The 15854-nt window shown below is 69.9% G+C and carries 19 protein-coding genes; 7 read left to right on the plus strand and 12 right to left on the minus strand.

Translation table 11 applies throughout. The features are described from left to right. Window positions 1-23: 23 nt before the first annotated feature. Window positions 24-596, minus strand: a complete 573-nt coding sequence (locus ACIA5G_RS49475) for a DM13 domain-containing protein (RefSeq protein ID WP_395936738.1) — start codon at window positions 594-596, stop codon at window positions 24-26. A gap of 387 nt (window positions 597-983) precedes the next feature. Here ACIA5G_RS49475 and ACIA5G_RS49480 point away from each other — a divergent pair, with 387 nt between their 5' ends. Beyond that, window positions 984-1847, plus strand: a complete 864-nt coding sequence (locus ACIA5G_RS49480) for a formate/nitrite transporter family protein (protein WP_395936740.1) — start codon at window positions 984-986, stop codon at window positions 1845-1847. Between the two features lie 34 nt (window positions 1848-1881). Here the strand turns inward: ACIA5G_RS49480 and ACIA5G_RS49485 are convergent, their stop codons facing one another. Beyond that, window positions 1882-2418 carry a DUF4142 domain-containing protein gene (locus tag ACIA5G_RS49485; protein ID WP_395936742.1) on the minus strand — a complete coding sequence of 179 codons (537 nt, stop codon included), beginning with the start codon at window positions 2416-2418 and terminating at the stop codon, window positions 1882-1884. 465 nt (window positions 2419-2883) lie between these two features. Further along, on the minus strand, window positions 2884-3504 hold the full coding sequence (locus ACIA5G_RS49490) for a TetR/AcrR family transcriptional regulator (RefSeq protein WP_395936744.1): 621 nt from the start codon (window positions 3502-3504) through the stop codon (window positions 2884-2886). A 97-nt stretch (window positions 3505-3601) separates the two neighbouring features. Between ACIA5G_RS49490 and ACIA5G_RS49495 the strand changes: the two genes are divergently transcribed. Together ACIA5G_RS49495 and ACIA5G_RS49500 are read left to right on the plus strand one after the other, a co-directional pair. Continuing rightward, window positions 3602-4438 carry an NAD(P)H-binding protein gene (locus tag ACIA5G_RS49495; protein ID WP_395936746.1) on the plus strand — a complete coding sequence of 279 codons (837 nt, stop codon included), beginning with the start codon at window positions 3602-3604 and terminating at the stop codon, window positions 4436-4438. Between the two features lie 217 nt (window positions 4439-4655). Further along, window positions 4656-5522: an SAM-dependent methyltransferase gene (locus ACIA5G_RS49500; protein WP_395936748.1), complete on the plus strand. Its 867-nt coding sequence runs from the start codon at window positions 4656-4658 to the stop codon at window positions 5520-5522. Between the two features lie 6 nt (window positions 5523-5528). Here ACIA5G_RS49500 and ACIA5G_RS49505 read toward each other — a convergent pair whose 3' ends face one another. Beyond that, a complete protein-coding gene (locus ACIA5G_RS49505; RefSeq protein WP_395936750.1) occupies window positions 5529-6320 on the minus strand; it encodes an ABC transporter permease subunit in 792 nt (263 codons plus the stop codon). After that, window positions 6310-7212, minus strand: coding sequence for an ABC transporter ATP-binding protein (locus ACIA5G_RS49510; RefSeq protein ID WP_395936752.1), 903 nt, complete (start codon window positions 7210-7212; stop codon window positions 6310-6312). The genes ACIA5G_RS49505 and ACIA5G_RS49510 overlap by 11 nt, the downstream gene beginning before the upstream one ends. Window positions 7213-7293: 81 nt before the next feature. Between ACIA5G_RS49510 and ACIA5G_RS49515 the strand changes: the two genes are divergently transcribed. Continuing rightward, window positions 7294-7749 (plus strand): GbsR/MarR family transcriptional regulator, encoded by a 456-nt coding sequence (locus tag ACIA5G_RS49515; protein WP_395936754.1) that lies wholly within the window; start codon window positions 7294-7296, stop codon window positions 7747-7749. A 15-nt stretch (window positions 7750-7764) separates the two neighbouring features. Here the strand turns inward: ACIA5G_RS49515 and ACIA5G_RS49520 are convergent, their stop codons facing one another. The 7 genes from ACIA5G_RS49520 to ACIA5G_RS49550 all read right to left on the minus strand — a co-directional run bounded on the left by ACIA5G_RS49520 (window position 7765) and on the right by ACIA5G_RS49550 (window position 13507). After that, on the minus strand, window positions 7765-8211 hold the full coding sequence (locus tag ACIA5G_RS49520) for an ATP-binding protein (RefSeq protein ID WP_395936756.1): 447 nt from the start codon (window positions 8209-8211) through the stop codon (window positions 7765-7767). A gap of 32 nt (window positions 8212-8243) precedes the next feature. Continuing rightward, entirely contained in the window at window positions 8244-8621 is a 378-nt protein-coding gene (locus ACIA5G_RS49525) for an STAS domain-containing protein (RefSeq protein WP_395936758.1), read from the minus strand. A gap of 11 nt (window positions 8622-8632) precedes the next feature. Beyond that, entirely contained in the window at window positions 8633-10702 is a 2070-nt protein-coding gene (locus ACIA5G_RS49530; protein WP_395936760.1) for a transglycosylase domain-containing protein, read from the minus strand. 49 nt (window positions 10703-10751) lie between these two features. Further along, a complete protein-coding gene (locus tag ACIA5G_RS49535) occupies window positions 10752-11210 on the minus strand; it encodes a hypothetical protein (protein ID WP_395936762.1) in 459 nt (152 codons plus the stop codon). 76 nt (window positions 11211-11286) lie between these two features. After that, window positions 11287-11745 (minus strand): nitroreductase family deazaflavin-dependent oxidoreductase, encoded by a 459-nt coding sequence (locus ACIA5G_RS49540; protein ID WP_395936764.1) that lies wholly within the window; start codon window positions 11743-11745, stop codon window positions 11287-11289. Further along, the gene (locus tag ACIA5G_RS49545) at window positions 11742-12932 is read right to left on the minus strand and encodes an FAD-dependent monooxygenase (RefSeq protein ID WP_395936766.1); all 1191 of its coding nucleotides are present in this window, start codon (window positions 12930-12932) and stop codon (window positions 11742-11744) included. The genes ACIA5G_RS49540 and ACIA5G_RS49545 overlap by 4 nt, the downstream gene beginning before the upstream one ends. A gap of 17 nt (window positions 12933-12949) precedes the next feature. After that, window positions 12950-13507 (minus strand): TetR/AcrR family transcriptional regulator, encoded by a 558-nt coding sequence (locus ACIA5G_RS49550; protein ID WP_395936768.1) that lies wholly within the window; start codon window positions 13505-13507, stop codon window positions 12950-12952. A gap of 110 nt (window positions 13508-13617) precedes the next feature. Here ACIA5G_RS49550 and ACIA5G_RS49555 point away from each other — a divergent pair, with 110 nt between their 5' ends. The 3 genes from ACIA5G_RS49555 to ACIA5G_RS49565 are packed head-to-tail and all read left to right on the plus strand — an operon-like array spanning window position 13618 to window position 15853. After that, window positions 13618-14298 (plus strand): response regulator, encoded by a 681-nt coding sequence (locus ACIA5G_RS49555; protein ID WP_395936770.1) that lies wholly within the window; start codon window positions 13618-13620, stop codon window positions 14296-14298. Next, window positions 14295-15656: a sensor histidine kinase gene (locus ACIA5G_RS49560; protein WP_395936772.1), complete on the plus strand. Its 1362-nt coding sequence runs from the start codon at window positions 14295-14297 to the stop codon at window positions 15654-15656. The genes ACIA5G_RS49555 and ACIA5G_RS49560 overlap by 4 nt, the downstream gene beginning before the upstream one ends. Continuing rightward, window positions 15653-15853 (plus strand): hypothetical protein, encoded by a 201-nt coding sequence (locus ACIA5G_RS49565; RefSeq protein WP_395936774.1) that lies wholly within the window; start codon window positions 15653-15655, stop codon window positions 15851-15853. The genes ACIA5G_RS49560 and ACIA5G_RS49565 overlap by 4 nt, the downstream gene beginning before the upstream one ends. The last annotated feature ends 1 nt before the right edge of the window (window position 15854 follow it).

Genomic DNA, 15854 nt, shown 5'->3' on the forward strand with positions numbered 1-15854 from the left:
GCGCGGCGACCCCGCACCGGCCGTCAGGCGGGCCGGCTGGTCAGCTCGGCGGCTCCGAACGACACGTCGAAGCGGTCACACCAGATGCTGACACTGGTGTAGCCGACCAGGTCAGTGCCGGCCGGCAGGGTGTAGTTTTGGTTCCCCTTGTTGCCCTTGAGCTTGCCGGCGTCGAGGTACTTGCCGTCGTCGAAGACGTCCCAGCCGTCCTTGCCCGGTCTCACGGGCGCGTCGGTGAGCCAGACGTGCACGTCGGGTCCACTGCTGGTGGCGAGGTCTTCCAGGCGCAGCAGGAGCGATCCGTCGGCTGCGCGCAGGACCCGGACAGTCCCGGTGGTCTGGTGCTCGTGGCTGATCAGTGTGCCGGTCGCGACTTCGACCGGCGCAGCCGGTCGGGCGGCCGTCGCCGACGATTTCGGCACCGGCCCAGGAGCCTGCGACACCGGCGCGGTGGACGGAAGGGTCTCCTGCACGGTCTCGTCCACCCACAGCTGCCACGGCTGGAACCAGTAGAGGCCCGCCGCGGCCACGACCATGCCCGCTACCAGGACGCCGATCAGCCAGGGCCGGGTGAGCAGGCGGGTGGTGGCGTTCATCTCGTTCTCCTCCGTCATCCGCGATGCCCTATTCAACCGGACGAATCGCCCAGCTGTGCCCGCGCTGCTGTTACCGATCCCTTACGGACGATTCGAGGGCGCCCACGGAACGGCCCACCGGCAACTGCATGACGACGCGATCGGCTCCGGAAACGCCGTGCGAGGCCACGGTGGGCCGGTGCGTCCTGCGCACCAGCTCCGGAGCAGTGCTGCCGGGTCCGATTTGTCGGGCAACTGCTGTCTTGCGTGGACTCACCACACCGTCTCGATGGCGTGCGGCCGTGGACACCGGACCGTGACACCGAGGTCACTCCGATATCGCCGACAACAGTTCGACTGGGCAAGTGATCAGCCGATCGCAGGAACCGACCTCCCGCAGGAGTGACCGTGCCCATCCCGCTTCCTGAAGCCCTCGACCTCCAGGCGACCGCCGCACGGGAGAAGATCGGCGAGTTGCGCCGGCCGGGTCGCTACCTCGTCAGCTCGGCGTTGGCCGGTGCTTACATCGGCGTGGCGGTAGCCCTGCTGCTGGCCGTCACCGGCCCGTTGACCGCCGCACAGTCGCCGTGGACCAAGCTGGTCCAGGGGCTGGTGTTCGGGATCGCCTTGACAGCTGTGGTGTTCGCCGGTGCCGAGCTGTCCACCGGCAACATGATGACGATGGTGCAAGGGATGTTCGCGCGTCGCGGCGGCGTGGGCTCGGGGTTCGCGGTGATCGGCGGTTCGTTCGTCGGCAACCTGGTGGGGTCGGTGGCGTTCGCGTGGCTGGTGCACGAGAGCGGGATCCTGCAGACCGGTGCCACGGCCGGGCACGCCGCGCCGGCGGCCGCGCTGCTGGCCGCGACGATCAAGGCGAAGGCTGCCGAGTCGGGCGTGATGCTGTTCTTCCGTGGTGTGCTGTGCAACTTCCTGGTGTGCCTCGCCGTGTGGATGGCGGCGCGGACGAAGTCCGACGGCGCGAAACTCACCTTGATCTTCTGGTGCCTGCTGGCGTTCATCGGCTCCGGCTTCGAACACGTGGTCGCCAACATGACCGTGTTCTCACTGGGGATGTTCGAGGACGTGCCCGGTGCCACCCTCGGCGCGTTCGCGGTCAACCTGGTGCTGGTCGGACTCGGCAACCTGGTCGGCGGCGGCGTGCTCGTCGGTGCAGGGTATGGGTTTCTCTCCCGGTCACGCCGGTCCGGGCCGGCGGCGGCGTCACCGTCCGCGGAGGCGGTGGAGCCCGTGGCTTCGGCTCGCGTGGGGTGAAACCGGCGCGTTCAGCGTGACAACCGCTCGCCGGTCACTTCGCCGGCGCCACCGCGGCCGCGACATCCGCAAAGGTCTCCGGGGCCACCAGCCCGGTGTCCTCGAGAACCTCCATGTGGTCGAGCACGGTTTGGTTGGCCTGCCGGGCGTGTCGCCGGATGAGGTCGTTCTGGGTGCTGGCGCGTACTTCCCCGATAGTCGCGAAGATCTTGCCGTGCGAGGACCGCAGGAGGTTGGCGAAGAGTTTGTCGAAGGCGAGCCCTTGGGCGGCGGTCAGCTGCCGGACCCAGCCCTGCTGCTCCGGTGTGGCCTGCTCCGGCAACGGGACGCCGAGGATGTTCGCATCTTCCCGCACCAGCTGGTCGAGCTTGGAGTGGCCGTCGATCACGTGCAGCCCGGCGCGTTTGACAGCTTCGCTGCTGGCGTGGGTCTGGGCCAGCTTGCCCGCCGGAATTTCCCAGAGCCCGGCTTGGCGGACCTTGACCAGGAAGGTCTTGTCGATTTCGGTCAGTGCCCCCGCGCCCGGCGTGGTCTGGTTCGCGCCCAGCGCGGCTTCCGCGACCGGCCCCACCGGCGACCCCGCGGCAGCGCCCTGATCGGCGGCTTGGCTCGCCTGTCCCGTCTCCGTGTGCAATACGGCTACTGATCCTGCGCCGAGGACGGCGAGAAAAGCTGCCCCGATCAAGGTCTTCCGAGCTCGGACGGTGAACGGCGTTCCACGGCGACGAGGCATTGCATTTCTCCTTCTGGCGACGGCATCGAGCCGTCCACGACGAGAACCTCCCTGCACCTTGTAGTACGGACCACTGAGCGCGAACGTTCACATTTCTTGGGGACAACTTTTGAAAGTGGTTACGTTGCAGGGTGAATCACCGAGGGCTCGGCAACCTCCAGTGACACGTTTGTGGTGGTCAAGTGTTGCTTGGACCAAGAATCTGGGCACGCGACCGCTCGACATGAACGGGTACCCCGATGAAGGGCCGGCTGGTGGTCGGCCCGCCCGGTCACGACAAGACGAAGGATCTCCGCCGTCAGGTCAGGCTCGACCGGCCGCATGGCCGCGGATGTGCGCGATCACGGCGTTCAAGGCGGCTTCGAGAGCACCGGTGCTGCGGTGGGCCTGGGCGAGCAAGAGGCCGCCCTGGACGGCCGCCAGCAGGGCGAGAGCGAGCTCGTCGGCATCCGTTCCGGGCCGGAGGGTGCCGTTGCCGATCATCGCGGCCAAGCCGTCACGGATCGCGCCGGACCATGCGCCGAAGCCGGCCGCGAGGGCTTCGCGGGCCCAGGAATGCTCGTCGGACAGCTCGCTGGACAGGCTGCCCAGCGGGCACCCGCCCGCCCCGTTCTGCCGACGTGCCGCCTCCACCACGACGTCTCGCCACGAGTCGAGGGCAGCCAGGCTGTCGAGGGTGGCGAGCAGCGGCGTCTGGTGCGACAGGATCGCCCGGGACTGGTGGGCGATGACCGCCTTGGTGAGGTCGTCCTTGTCGGCGAAGTAGTGGTAGATCTGCGACGAGCTGACGCCGGCGGCGTCACGGACCGCGGGCGTGCTGGTGCCGGCCACGCCGTGCCGGTACATGAGCTCGGCCGCCGCAGCGACGATCCGGTCCCGGGTCGCGCGCCCCTTCTGTGTGCTCGGCGCGACCTGCGACGTCATCTGCTCTCCCACCTCGGATTGGACTTGACGATCCAATCTTACCGGCGATAGTTTGGATAGATCAATCCATTCCTGGAACCCCTTGAAGGAGACCACGTTGATCCTGGTCACCGGCGCGACCGGCAAGGTCGGCTCGGAAGCGGTCCGGCTGCTCGCGGCGCAGCACCATCCCGTGCGGGCGCTGGTCCGTGACCCGTCCCGCGCACCCCGCGGCGATGTCGAAGTCGCCATCGGCGATTTCGATCGCCCGGACACGCTCGATGCCGCAGTGCGCGGCGTCGACACCGTGCTGCTCGTCAGCCCCGCGGTGCCGGCCCAGGAGATGGCGGTCATCGACGCCGCAGTCCGCCACGAAGTGACGCACGTCGTCAAGGTCAGCAGCAAAGCGTCGGCCGACTCCCCGGTCGCCCGGCGCCGGGGGCAGGCACGGATCGAGGCCCATCTGGAAACCAGCGGCCTGGCGCATACGCTGCTGCGGCCGAACGCCTACCTGCAGAACCTGCTCGCACTGGCGCCGGTGGTCGCCCGGACGCGGAGCTTCCCGATGTCGGCCGGCGACGGCCGGGTGGGGATGGTCGACGCGCGGGACGTCGCCGCCGCCGCGACAGCGGTCGTGACCGCGCCGGGTGAGCACGCCGGCCGGACCTACTGGTTGACCGGGCCGGAATTGATCACCTACACCGACGTCGCGAAGGAACTCGCCGCCGCGCTGGGACATCCGGTCGAACACCGCCGGATCACCCCGGCCGAACACCACGCGGCGATGATCGGCGCAGGTATCCCCGGGACCGTCGCGGACTCCAACGCCCAGGCGTTCGGCTTGATAGCCGAAGGCGACGCAGCATGGCTGTCGGACGATGCGAAGGCACTCACCGGCGAAACACCGCGCAGCCTGCACACCTTCATCGCCGAACACATCGCAGCCTTCTCCTGACGCGGACGGCCGACGAGCACCGGCGCTCGAGCTTCGTCGGCGGAACCGGAATGCTGTCCTCCCGGGTCTTCCTCGTCCACCTCGCGGAGTGGATGGCGGCCCGACGGAACACCGCCGGTTCGGCCCTTCACCTTCAAGGCGAAGATGGATAGCCTGAGCAGCGGTGTGCCGGGAAGCCTGGTCGGCGTCGTTCAGTCGTCGACACGAGGAGCACGCCATGCCGCAGGGCCCCGACGGAACCGCGCTCGGACCGATGGTCATCGTCGCCACCGACCAGTACGAAGCCTCGCCGCTGGTGGCGGACAGTCTCGCTCGCAGGATGCTTCCCGCCGCCGGCCGGATCACCGTCGCGTTGGCTGCCTGGCGACCGCTGCGGAAGTCGCTCGTCTCGGCGACGGAAACGAAGATGCCCGGCTTGTGGGCGAGCATGTTGTGCCGCAAGAGGTTCATCGACGACAAGCTGCTGGCCGCCACCGAAACGGGAATCGATGCCGTGGTCATCCTGGGCGCCGGTTTCGACACCCGCGCGTACCGGCTTCCCGCGCTCCAGGGCATTCCGGTCTACGAGGTGGACCTGCCCGAGAACATCGCCCGCAAGAACACGGCGCTGCGCAAGGCGTTCGGGCGGGCACCCGAGACCGTCACGCTCGTTCCCGTCGACTTCGAGACCCAGGATCTGGCCGCAGAGCTCGGCAAGCACGGCTATCGAACTGATCAGCGGACGTTCTTCGTCTGGGAGGCCGTCACCCAGTACCTGACCGAGGCCGCCGTGCGCCGCACCCTGGGCACCCTGTCCGCCGCCCCTGCCGGTAGCAAGCTGGCGTTCACCTACATCCGCCGGGATTTTCTCGACGGCACGGAGACTTTCGGCGCCCAGGCCGCCTTCGACGAGTTCGTGGTGAAGCGCCGGTTGTGGCATTTCGGGCTGAACCCGGACGAGGTCGGCGCGTTCCTGGCCGAATACGGCTGGCACGCGGTCGAACAGTGCGGCCCGGCCGAGTTCACCGACCGCTACGTCCGCCCGAGCGGGCGCGAGCTGCCCGTGTCGGAGGTCGAACGATCCGTCTACGCGGAGCGTCGCTGACCCGGTTCAGGTGGTGAGATCGCGCCGGGTGAAGCTCGCCGCGGCGACGGCGATCAAGATCCCCGTCGCACCGGCGAGCACCCCGGCGTCGGCCCACTGGATACCGTTCTTCAGCGGTTCCCCGCCGATGTAGTAGCGGAACGGGGACAATGCGCGCGTCCAGTCGGCCCCGAGCTGAACGGCGAACGTATTGGCCGCGTACGCCAGGATGGCCAAGGCAGCAGAGACGCCGAGCACCCGGCCACGCCGCCCGGTGAGGGCGCCGAGCATCATAGCCAGAGCCCCGAAAACGATCCCGAGAAGTGCTGCGTTGACGCTTTGCGCGGCGAACCCGCCGATCGCGATGGTGTCCAGCTGGGCGCTGCCGCGGATCACCAGCATGGCCAGGAACACGACAGCGCCGATGCCCGCGCATCCGACAGCCAAGGCAGCGAAGCGGTGCAGGAGAAGCCGTGTACGGCTGACCGGGTGGGTGAGCAGCACGTCGAGGTGGCCGGCTTCCTCGTCGCCGGCGATCGCCCGGGTTCCCGTGGTGATGCCGTAACCGACGATGAGCAGCGGGACGAGCAGCCCGAACGTGGTGGACTGCAGGTAGCCGGCGGCCGAGGACAGGTCGTCGAGGTGGAAGGCGTCGCGCAGAGCCTGCGGGAAGTTCGCGACCATGTCCCGCATCGCACCGCCGGAGACCTGGGGGTAGAAGCTCGCGTACATCGCCGCGACGGCCGCGGTGGCGACCGCCCAGACCGGCAACGTCCGGCGGTGGTCCCGAAGAGTCTTGGTGAAAACGCTACGCAGCAACGCGGTCACGTCCTTCGTAGAAGGTGAGGAAGAGGTCCTCGAGGTCGGGTTCCTCGCTGAGCAGGTCGATGACGGTGTGCTGCGCGACGGCTTTGAGCAGGGCGTCGGGGCTGCCCGCGACGCGGCAGTGCAGCACCGCGCCGTCCAGCCGGAGGTCGCCGACGCCGGGCAGGCCGGCGAACTCGTCGACCGGCGGTGGCTCGGCGAAGGTGATCCGCATGGTTCGGACGGCCCGGTCCCGCAGTCCCGCGACCGTGTCGAGGGCGATCAGACGACCTTCGCGGATGATGCCGACGCGGTCGGCGACCCGCTCGACCTCGCTCATGACGTGGCTCGACATCAGCACCGTCTGCCCTGCGGCGCGTGCCTCGGTGACCAGCCGCAGGAAGGTCTGCTGCACGAGCGGGTCGAGCCCGGAGGTGGGCTCGTCGAGGATCAGCAGCTCCGGTCGGTGCATGAACGCCTGGACCAGGCCGACTTTCTGCCGGTTGCCCTTGGACAAGGTCTTGATCCGGGCCGGCAGCTCGAGGTCGAGTTGCTCGGCGAGGTCGCTGATCCGGTCCCGCGGGACGCCGCCGCGCAGGTTCGCCAGGAACGTCAAGCACTCGTCGACGCACTGGCGAGGGTCGACGACGAAGTCACCGGCCAGGTAGCCGACCCGCCGGTGCACCGCCACGGCGTCGCGTCGCGGGTCGAGGCCGAGCACCCGCGCCCGCCCACCGTCCGGACGGATCAGGTCGAGCAGCAGCCGGATGGTGGTCGACTTCCCCGCTCCGTTGGGGCCCAGGTATCCGAACACCTCACCTCTTCTGACCTGCAGGGATAGGTCGACAAGGCCGCGACGGCGGCCGTAGCTCTTGCTGAGGTGGTCGAGCTCGATGGCGGCTTCCATGAACCGAAACGTACTCGATGTTCTGACATTTGCGAACACTTGGAAGGATTAGGATTTCATCAACGCGACGAACGGAGCAGCATGACCGCGGCGGAAGAGTTCGCACTCACCCTCACCCAGCACGGCCTGCAGCGCATGACCGCGCGAGTGCTGGCGGCTCTGCTGTTCAGCGAGCAGGAGACGACGACTGCGGGAGACATCGCCGATCAGCTGGGCGCCAGCCGCGGCTCCGTGTCCACCGCGATCAAGGCGCTGGAACCGGTGGGGCTGATCGAACGCGTACCCGCCCCCGGCAGCCGCCGTGAGCACTACCGCTTCCCCGCCGACGGCTGGGCGCGGCTGATGTCCACCCAGAACGCCGTCGTCGGGAAGATGCAGAGGGCCGCCGAGCGCGGGATCGAGGCGGCGGGCGACAACAGCCGGGCGGCGCAGCGGCTGGCCAACATGCGCGACTTCTACGCCTACATCATGCGCGAACTGCCCGCCGTGATCGATCGCTGGCGTGCTGGCGAGGCGGAGACACCCCGCGCCACTTAGCGATGAACGGCCGGGCTACGGCGCCTCCGGCGGCGAGGCGACGATGTCGGCCACCGGTCTGCTGGTGAACCGGATCCGCGTCCCTTCCGCGGAGCGTTCGACCACGAAGTAGAGCCCGGCCGCGCGCATCAGGTCCAGCCCGTACCCGCGTGGCCCCTGCCCCGGTTCCCGCCAGGTTCCCGCGTCCCGGATCGTCAGCTCGATGTGGCGGGCACCGACGGCTGATTGCTTCACCGAGGCGGTGACTTCGATCTGTCCGGGGTGGGGCAGCAGCGCGGAGTCAACGGGGACGCCGTAGCCGTGTTCGATGCTGTTGCTCACCGCTTCACTGACCGCGAGCACGAGGTCGTCAACCTCGTCCTCCGGCCAGCGGTGCGCCTCGAGCCAGTCCCGGAGCCGGCTCCGGGCGACGGAGGGGGAAATCCAGTCGGCGGCGAGCACGAGGCGGAGTGTTGATGGCACGGGTTCGTCACCTTTCCTTCGACCAGCACGTGTCACCCGGCGAGCGCATCGCTCACCTCGTGGTACAGCGCGAGTACCTTGTCCAGCCCGGTGATCTCGAGCGGGCCCGGCACCGGCCGGTTCCGGTCGACCACGACGCGCAGGGTCCGGTACCCGGGCACCATCGCGGCCAGCGCCGCGGTGTCGAACAGCAGCCGCAGGCCGGGTGAGCCCAGGAAGCCGACCGCGGTCAGGTCGACGATCAGCACGCGGCCGCCCAGCTCGCCGAGCGCCCAGGTGACGGTGCCGCGCAGCCGGCCCACGGTCAGGCCGTCGACCTCTCCGGCAAGGGTGAGCACGACGGCTTCGTCGCACTCGTCGACCGCCACGGTCAGCAGCTGCTCCCGTGCGGGCCCGCGTGGCGGGCCCATGCCGTCACCCGTCATCGCGCACGCAGGTATCGGGGATCGGCCGCAGGAACGGGCTCGTCCGGCTCGCCCGTCAGCAGCCGCTCCATCGCGTGGAAGTACGGCGGCGCGGCGACCGTCCCGCCGAAGGCCCCGTGCCCACACCGGCCGAGGTGCACCGGCGGCCCCGGGCACACCGTTCGCGGAGCCGGGCCGTCGGCGAACACCAGCGACGAGACGGCGAAGTCGTTCACTCCGCCGACAAAGGCGACCGACCTGCTGTCCTGCGTCGTACCGGTCTTGCCGAAGTCCGGTCGGTCCCACCCGGCGGCCCGGGCCGCGCGCGCCGACGTGCCGGACACGGTGTCCTCGCTCAGGCCCGCCCGCAGCGTGTCGGCGAGGTCCTTCGGGACGACGCGTTCGCACGGTTCCTGCCCGACCGGGATCGGGGCGCCGTCGCGTCCGGTCACCGACAGGATCGGGTCCGGCGGGCACCAGATGCCTCCGCTCATCAGGGTCGCCGAGACGTTCGCCAGCTCGAGCGGGCTCACCGGGCTGGTGCCGAGGGTGAACGACAGCAGCCCGCGGAAGTACTCCGCTTGCGGCTGGTGGTAACGGGGATCCTTCGAGCGCACGTCTCCGGGATCGGTGATCGGCGCGCCGCCCGCGGCGTTGGTCGTGAGGGTGCGGCGGAGACCGAGCCGGTGAGCCATGTCGAGCACCGCCGGGACGCCGACGCGCTGCTCGAGGCCGACGAACGCCACGTTCGGCGACGTCGCCAGCGCGTCGGCGAGCGTGATCGGATCGGGGTAGGTGCCGAGGTTCGTGACCGGATAGCAGCTCGTGTGCCGGTCGGCCCCGGGTGGGGTGAAGCAGTCGCTGCGCGGATTGGGCAACGGTGTGCGGAGTCCCGCCTCGCCGGCTTCGAGGGCCGCGGCGGCGGTGAAGATCTTGAAGACCGAGCCGGCGCCGAAGGGATCGCTGACCCCACCGACGACGTCCGTGGATCGCTCGCCTTCGTCGGCGTCGACGCCGTAGTCGCGGTTCGCGACCATCGCCAGGACCTCGTGCCGCTGTTCCCCAGGCCGGATGACCGCCATGGTGCCGGCGACACCCGGTTCGCGGGTGCGCACGTTCGCCGTCACCGCCTGTTTGGTCACCTCGGCGACCTTCGGGTCCATGGTGGTGCGGATGGTCAGCCCCGCGGTGGCGAGCCGGTCCGGCGTGAAGCCGTGCCGTTCGAGGTGGTCCACCGCATACGCGCAGAAAAATCCGGCCTCGCGTTCTGCACTCAGGCAGTTCGGGGCCGGCGTCCGGGGGCCGCCGGGGAGTACACCCAGTGCGGCGGCCTTCGCCTCGCGCGCGGCGGGAACAGGGAGCGAGCCCGCATCGGCCATCGCGTCCAGCACAACGTCTCGCCGGGACTTGGCCGCGTCCGGATGGGCATAAGGGTCGAAGCGGGACGGGCTGTTCACCATTCCGGCGAGCAAGGCCGCCTGCGGGACGGTGAGCTTCGCGGCGCTCGTCCCGAAGTAGGCCTCGGCCGCGGCGGCAACCCCGCAGACCGCCCGGCTGAACTGGACGACGTTCAGGTACGCGGCGAGGATCTGGTCCTTGGTCATCACGCGATCGACCCGGACGGCCAGCTTGGCCTCCCGAAGCTTCCGGGCCACCGAGTTTTCCCGATCCCGCTGCTGCGCCGCGGGGTCGCCGCGGTGCACGACGTTGATCAGGAAGTTCTTCACGTACTGCTGTGTGATCGTCGAGGCACCTTGGGTGTCACCGCCGGCGGCGTTGTTGACCAAAGCCCGGAGCACGCCCCGCGGGTCGACCGCTCCTTCGTCGTAGAACCGCCGGTCCTCGATGGCGATGATGGCCGCCTTCATCGCGGGTGAAATCCCGTCGGCGGTGACCGGGAGCCGGTACTGGTCGTACAGCACGGCGATCGGGTGGCCGTCGCGATCGGTCACGGTGGTCGTCAACGGCGGTTTCCCGGCCGCGAGATCCGCTTCGATCGCCGCGACCGAGTCACCGACCTCATTGGACAGCAGCCCGGCGCCGAGGGCCGGCGGCGCCAGCACGCCGGCCAGCAGAATTCCAGCCACCGCGTACAACCCGGCCAGCCGTGCGGGTCGGAATCGGCGCATCCCCGAGTCAGGCGCTGCGCTTCATCGGCGCCAAAGCACGCCGGTCCGCCTCTTCCGCGGCGGTTTCGTGCCTGCGGGCCGCGGCTTCGTCTCCGGCTGCCCGGGCGGACTGGGCGGCGGCTCGTTCGTGGTGGGCTTCCGCGCGGCGGATCGCCGCGAAGGACTCCTCCACCAACCGTCCCCACTGTTGAGTGTGCCGCGGGTACCGCCGCGCCTCGGCGCGTGCTTCGGCAGCAGCGGCAAGTTCCTGATACGCCATCGCGTGGCAGTCGGCGACGTCCGCGAGAAAGCGTTGCAGCTTGCCCCGGTAGAGACCGTCGGGGTCGGTCCCGGTTTCCAGCTCGACCGCCAGGCTGCGGTGTGCCCCCGCGGCTTCCCAGACGCGTTCGGCGTCCAGGCGCAGCCGGCGGACCTCCGGGAGTTCCCAGGTTCCGGTGGTCTCCTTCACCGCTACGTCGGTCGTCATGTCGTGGTCACCTTCCTTCTTCCTCGCTCGGGTTCCACCCTGACACGGGAAGAAGGGGTTGCAACTGACGACTGCCTTACGATCGCGGCCGCAGCCCGACCAGGGGTAGTTGCCGCGCCATCCGGCGGCGGGCGAGGTCGCTGCCGTCGTAGCGCCACTTCAGCAGCTTCCCCAGCGCGAATCGCACGACCGGCCCGGCGAACCGGTTGCGGTGCTCGTAGCCGGCGATGACCGCGACGGCCTCGTCTTCATCGAGCACGCGGTGGACGGCCGGGAAGCGGTGCCGTCCGACGATCACCTCGACCGGCGGCCGGGCCCGGATGTTGCGGAACCAGTCCGCACCGGCGCCCAGGCCCGCGACCACGATGTATTCCTCACCGTCCCGCCCGACGACTTCGAGCACCGTCCGGTACCTGCGCCCGGACTTCCGCCCGAGGTGGGTCAGGCACAGGAAACGACGGCCGAGCAGCCACCCGAGACCGTTGTCGTACAACCGGACCGGCGCGCGGAAGACGAACCGGGCAACCCGGTTCACCGCGCCGCCTCGGCGGCGGAACGGCGGAGGTTCGTGACCACCGCGGTGGATTTACCCGCGAGCACCGCGGCGATGTAGCGGTCGAGCACCGGCAACCGGGCCAACCGCAGGGCCGCGCGCCGGATTCCGAGCTGGAGCGGGCTTTCCGGCAGGAACCAGCGGGCACTCCGCCGCGCCACTCCCTGCTTCTCCTCGACCACCGGCCGCATCAGCCGCTCGTATTCGGTGAACGCCTCGGTGAGCGAACGGTTCTGCAGTTGTTCGCCGAGGACAAAAGCGCCGGCGACGCCGAGGGACGCGCCTTGCCCGGCGATCAACGAGACAGCCGAGCACGCGTCCCCCGCGAGGACCACGCGCCCGCGGCTCCAGCGCGGCATGACGATCTGAGCGACCTGGTCGTAGTACACGGCCTCGCTCGGCGGACACCGCCGCAGCGCGCGAGGAACGAGCCAACCCAGCGAACCGTACTCCTGCCGCAGCGCCGCCCTGGTGTCCTCGGGCAGCCGGGGATCATCGGTCCGGTGGACGGCGAAAGCGGCGACCCGGCCGTCGCGCAGGCCGTAGAAACCCATCTGACGGCCGATGGTGTCGGTGAGGCAGAACCGGTCGCCCACCGCGTGGTGGATCTCGGGGTCGCTGAACACGAACGCCGCGGTGTGGAACCCGAGGTACCGCAGGAACTCGCCGTCCTCGCCGAACACCAGCCGTCGCACGGCGGAATGGATCCCGTCGGCGCCCACGAGCACGTCCGCCTCGACCACCTGGTCACCGGCGGTCACCCGCACCCGGTCGCCCAGGTCTTCGACCACCGTCACACCCGCGCCGAATCGCAGGTCCACCGTGGACGGCAGCTGCTCCCGCAGCGCCTGTTCGAGGTCGGGGCGCATGATGCCGCACAGACGGTCTCGCATGGCGCGGGCGAAGGTCGTGTACCGCGCCGCTGCGCGGCGGCGACCACGCTCGTCGAGCAGGCTCGCCTCGTCCACCCGGTAGGCCAGCTCGCGGATCCGCGGCAGCACCCCCATGTCCTCGGCGGCGTCGAACCCGGCACCGAAGAAGTCGATCATGTATCCCTGTTCACGCGGCGCCGGTGCCCGCTCCAGCACCACCACCTCGGCGCCGTCTCGCGCGAACTTGTTCGCCACCGCCAGGCCGGTGATCCCGGCCCCGCACACTGCGACTTTCACCGCTTTGCTCCTTCGCTTCAGACCAGCCGTCGCAGGACGGCGGCCGCCCCGGCCGGGACGTCGTCCGGCGCCACCGCGCGATGCATGAGCAACCCGTCGATCGCGGCGCCGAGCACCGCGGCCGTTCCATCGGGATCAGCGACTCCGAACTGCCGGAAACGAGTGCCGATCACGCTCTTGAGGTCGGCCAGGACCGCCGCGATTCCCGCGCGCAGCGTGTCGTCCCGGGTCGCGGCCAGATAGCCCTCGACGAACAGCAGCGACATCGGATCGGTACCGGTGTACTGCTCGACCGCCGTCACCATGGCGTCGACCACCTCGTCCGCCGTGCCCGCCGCGTCGAGCGCGGGACCCAGTTCACCCGCCACCGCGCGCATCGTTCCCAGCACCGCTTCCACCAGCACGGCTTGCACGGACGAGAAGTGGTAGTGCACCACGCTCGGGGTGACACCGGCCCGCTCGGCCAGCACACGAGTGCTCACCGCCGTCCACCCGCGTTCCGGGATCAGCTCGACCGCGGCGACGAGCAGCCGCTGCCGGACGGCTTCACCCCGAGCAGCGGACGGAGACCGCATCGCAACCTCCATCAGGGCGATCGCCCTGAACAGTCGTCCTACACTTGAGAGTACAGGCTAGCACAACTATTCGTCTATGCAACAATTTGCTTGCTGATAGGATCCGGAAGATGCCGACGCGAGTACTGCTCGTCGAAGACGACGCCATGATCAGCGAAGCGTTGAGCCTCGCCCTGGAAGACGAAGACTTCGCCGTGACCACCGCGGCCACCGGCGAAGACGGCCTGGAACTGCTGGAGTCCACCACCGTCGACGTCGTGCTGCTCGACCTGATGCTGCCGGGCATCGACGGGCTCACCGTCTGCCGCGCCGTCCGCGAGGGAGGTGACCTGCCGATCATCGTGATCACCGCGCGCACCGACACCCAGGACGTCATCGCCGGCCTCGAAGCCGGCGCCGACGACTACGTCACCAAACCACTGGTCGCGGGCGAGCTCGCCGCCCGCATCCGCGCACTGCTCCGCCGGGCGGCCCCGGACCGGCCGGCCCACCTCACCCTCGGCGGGCTCGAGATCCGGCCGGACGAGGAAGCCGTCCACCGCGACGGCGTTCCGGTGCACCTGACTCGCACCGAGTTCCGGCTGTTGGCCGAGCTCGTCGCGGCCGAGGGCAAGGTCGTCACCCGCGAACAGCTCCTGCAGCGCGTCTGGGGCCACGACTACTTCGGCGACACCCGGCTGCTCGACGTCCACATCAGACGGCTGCGGCGCAAGGTCGAACCCGACCCCGACACCCCCAGCCTGGTGCTGACCGTCCGCGGCAGTGGCTACCGCATCGCCCCCGAACCGTGATCCGCCGGCTTTCGCTGCGCTGGCGGGTCGCGGCGGCCTTCGGGCTCGGGCTGGCGCTGGTGATGACCATCCTCGCGGTGGCGACCTGGAACCTGACCACCGGCTACATGCTCGACCAGCGCGAGCAGAGCGTCACCCGCCAGTCCGAGGTCAACGTCCGCCTCGTCACCACCGCGCTGGCCGAACACGCCGACGACCTCGACGAACTCCTCACCGGACTGGCCACCGGCCCCGATTCGTCGATCCTGCTGTCCCGCCCGGCCGGCTGGCTCACCAGTGGCCGGCAGGTCGACCCCGCTGCCGTGCCCGTTGCCCTGCTGGATCAGGCCCACAACGGCATATCCGCCCGGCAGCGGTTCACCGCCGACAGCATTCCCGTGCTCGGTGTGGCGACACCGGTCGGCCCGGACAGCGTGTACGTCGAGCTGTACCCACTGCTGGAGCTGGACCGCACTTTCCGCTACCTGAGCACCCTGCTCATCGCCGGCACCGTCGTCGCCGCGCTGTTCGGGGTGGGCCTCGGCGCCTGGTCCGCCCGCCGGGCGTTGCGCCCGTTGACCGCCTTGACCGCAGCCGCGTCCCGCGTCGCGCGCGGAGACCTGACGGCCCGGCTCCCCGACCAGTCCGACCCCGATCTCGCCCCACTGGCCACCAGCTTCAACACCACCGCCGGCAATCTGGAACAACGCGTGCGCCGGGACGCCCGGTTCGCCTCCGACGTCAGCCACGAACTGCGCTCGCCCCTGACCACCATGGTCAACGTCACCGAGGTACTCGAACGCCGGCAGGAAGCGATGCCGCCGACGGCGCAACGCGCACTGCGGTTGCTGAGAGCGGAGCTGCGACGGTTCCAGCGGATGGTGATCGACCTCTTGGAGATCTCCCGAGCCGACCAGGACGAGGCCGACAGCACCGTCGAACTGGTCGACCTCGGCGAACTCGTCCGCAACATCGTCGACAGCCGACCGGGTTGCGAAGTACGCATCGAGACCGAACCCGACACTCCGCTGGTCTCCGCCGATCGCCGACGCATCGATCGCGTGGTCGCCAACCTGCTCGACAACGCCGACCACTACGGCGGTGGCGCCGTCGCGATCACTGTCCGCCGCGACGACGACCACGCCCGCATCGAGGTCGACGACGCCGGCAGCGGCGTCCCGCCCGCGCTGCGCGAACGCATCTTCGAACGGTTCGCCCGCGGCCTGCACGCCGCCCGCCGCGACCAGGACACCGGCAGCGGCCTCGGCCTGGCCATCGTCGCCGACCACGTCCACCGCCACGAAGGCCGGGTCTGGGTCGAAGATCGCCCCGGCGGCGGCGCCCGCTTCGTCGTCGAACTCCCGGAGGCCATGACATGAAGATCGCCCTCGCGCTGCTGGCGGCGTTGTGCCTGACCGGCTGCGGCGTGACGACCGAGGACGAACCCGAACCGATCACCACGCCCGTCCCGACCGCGACCCCGACGGTCACCAGCAGGCCCGCTGCGCCGACGCCCTGCCCGCCCGAATCGTCAGCCAGTCGTCAGGTGCAGCCCGCGACCTCGCCCACACAATGAG

Origin of the sequence: Amycolatopsis sp. NPDC051758, assembly GCF_044453095.1 — a bacterium.
Classification (GTDB): domain Bacteria; phylum Actinomycetota; class Actinomycetes; order Mycobacteriales; family Pseudonocardiaceae; genus Amycolatopsis.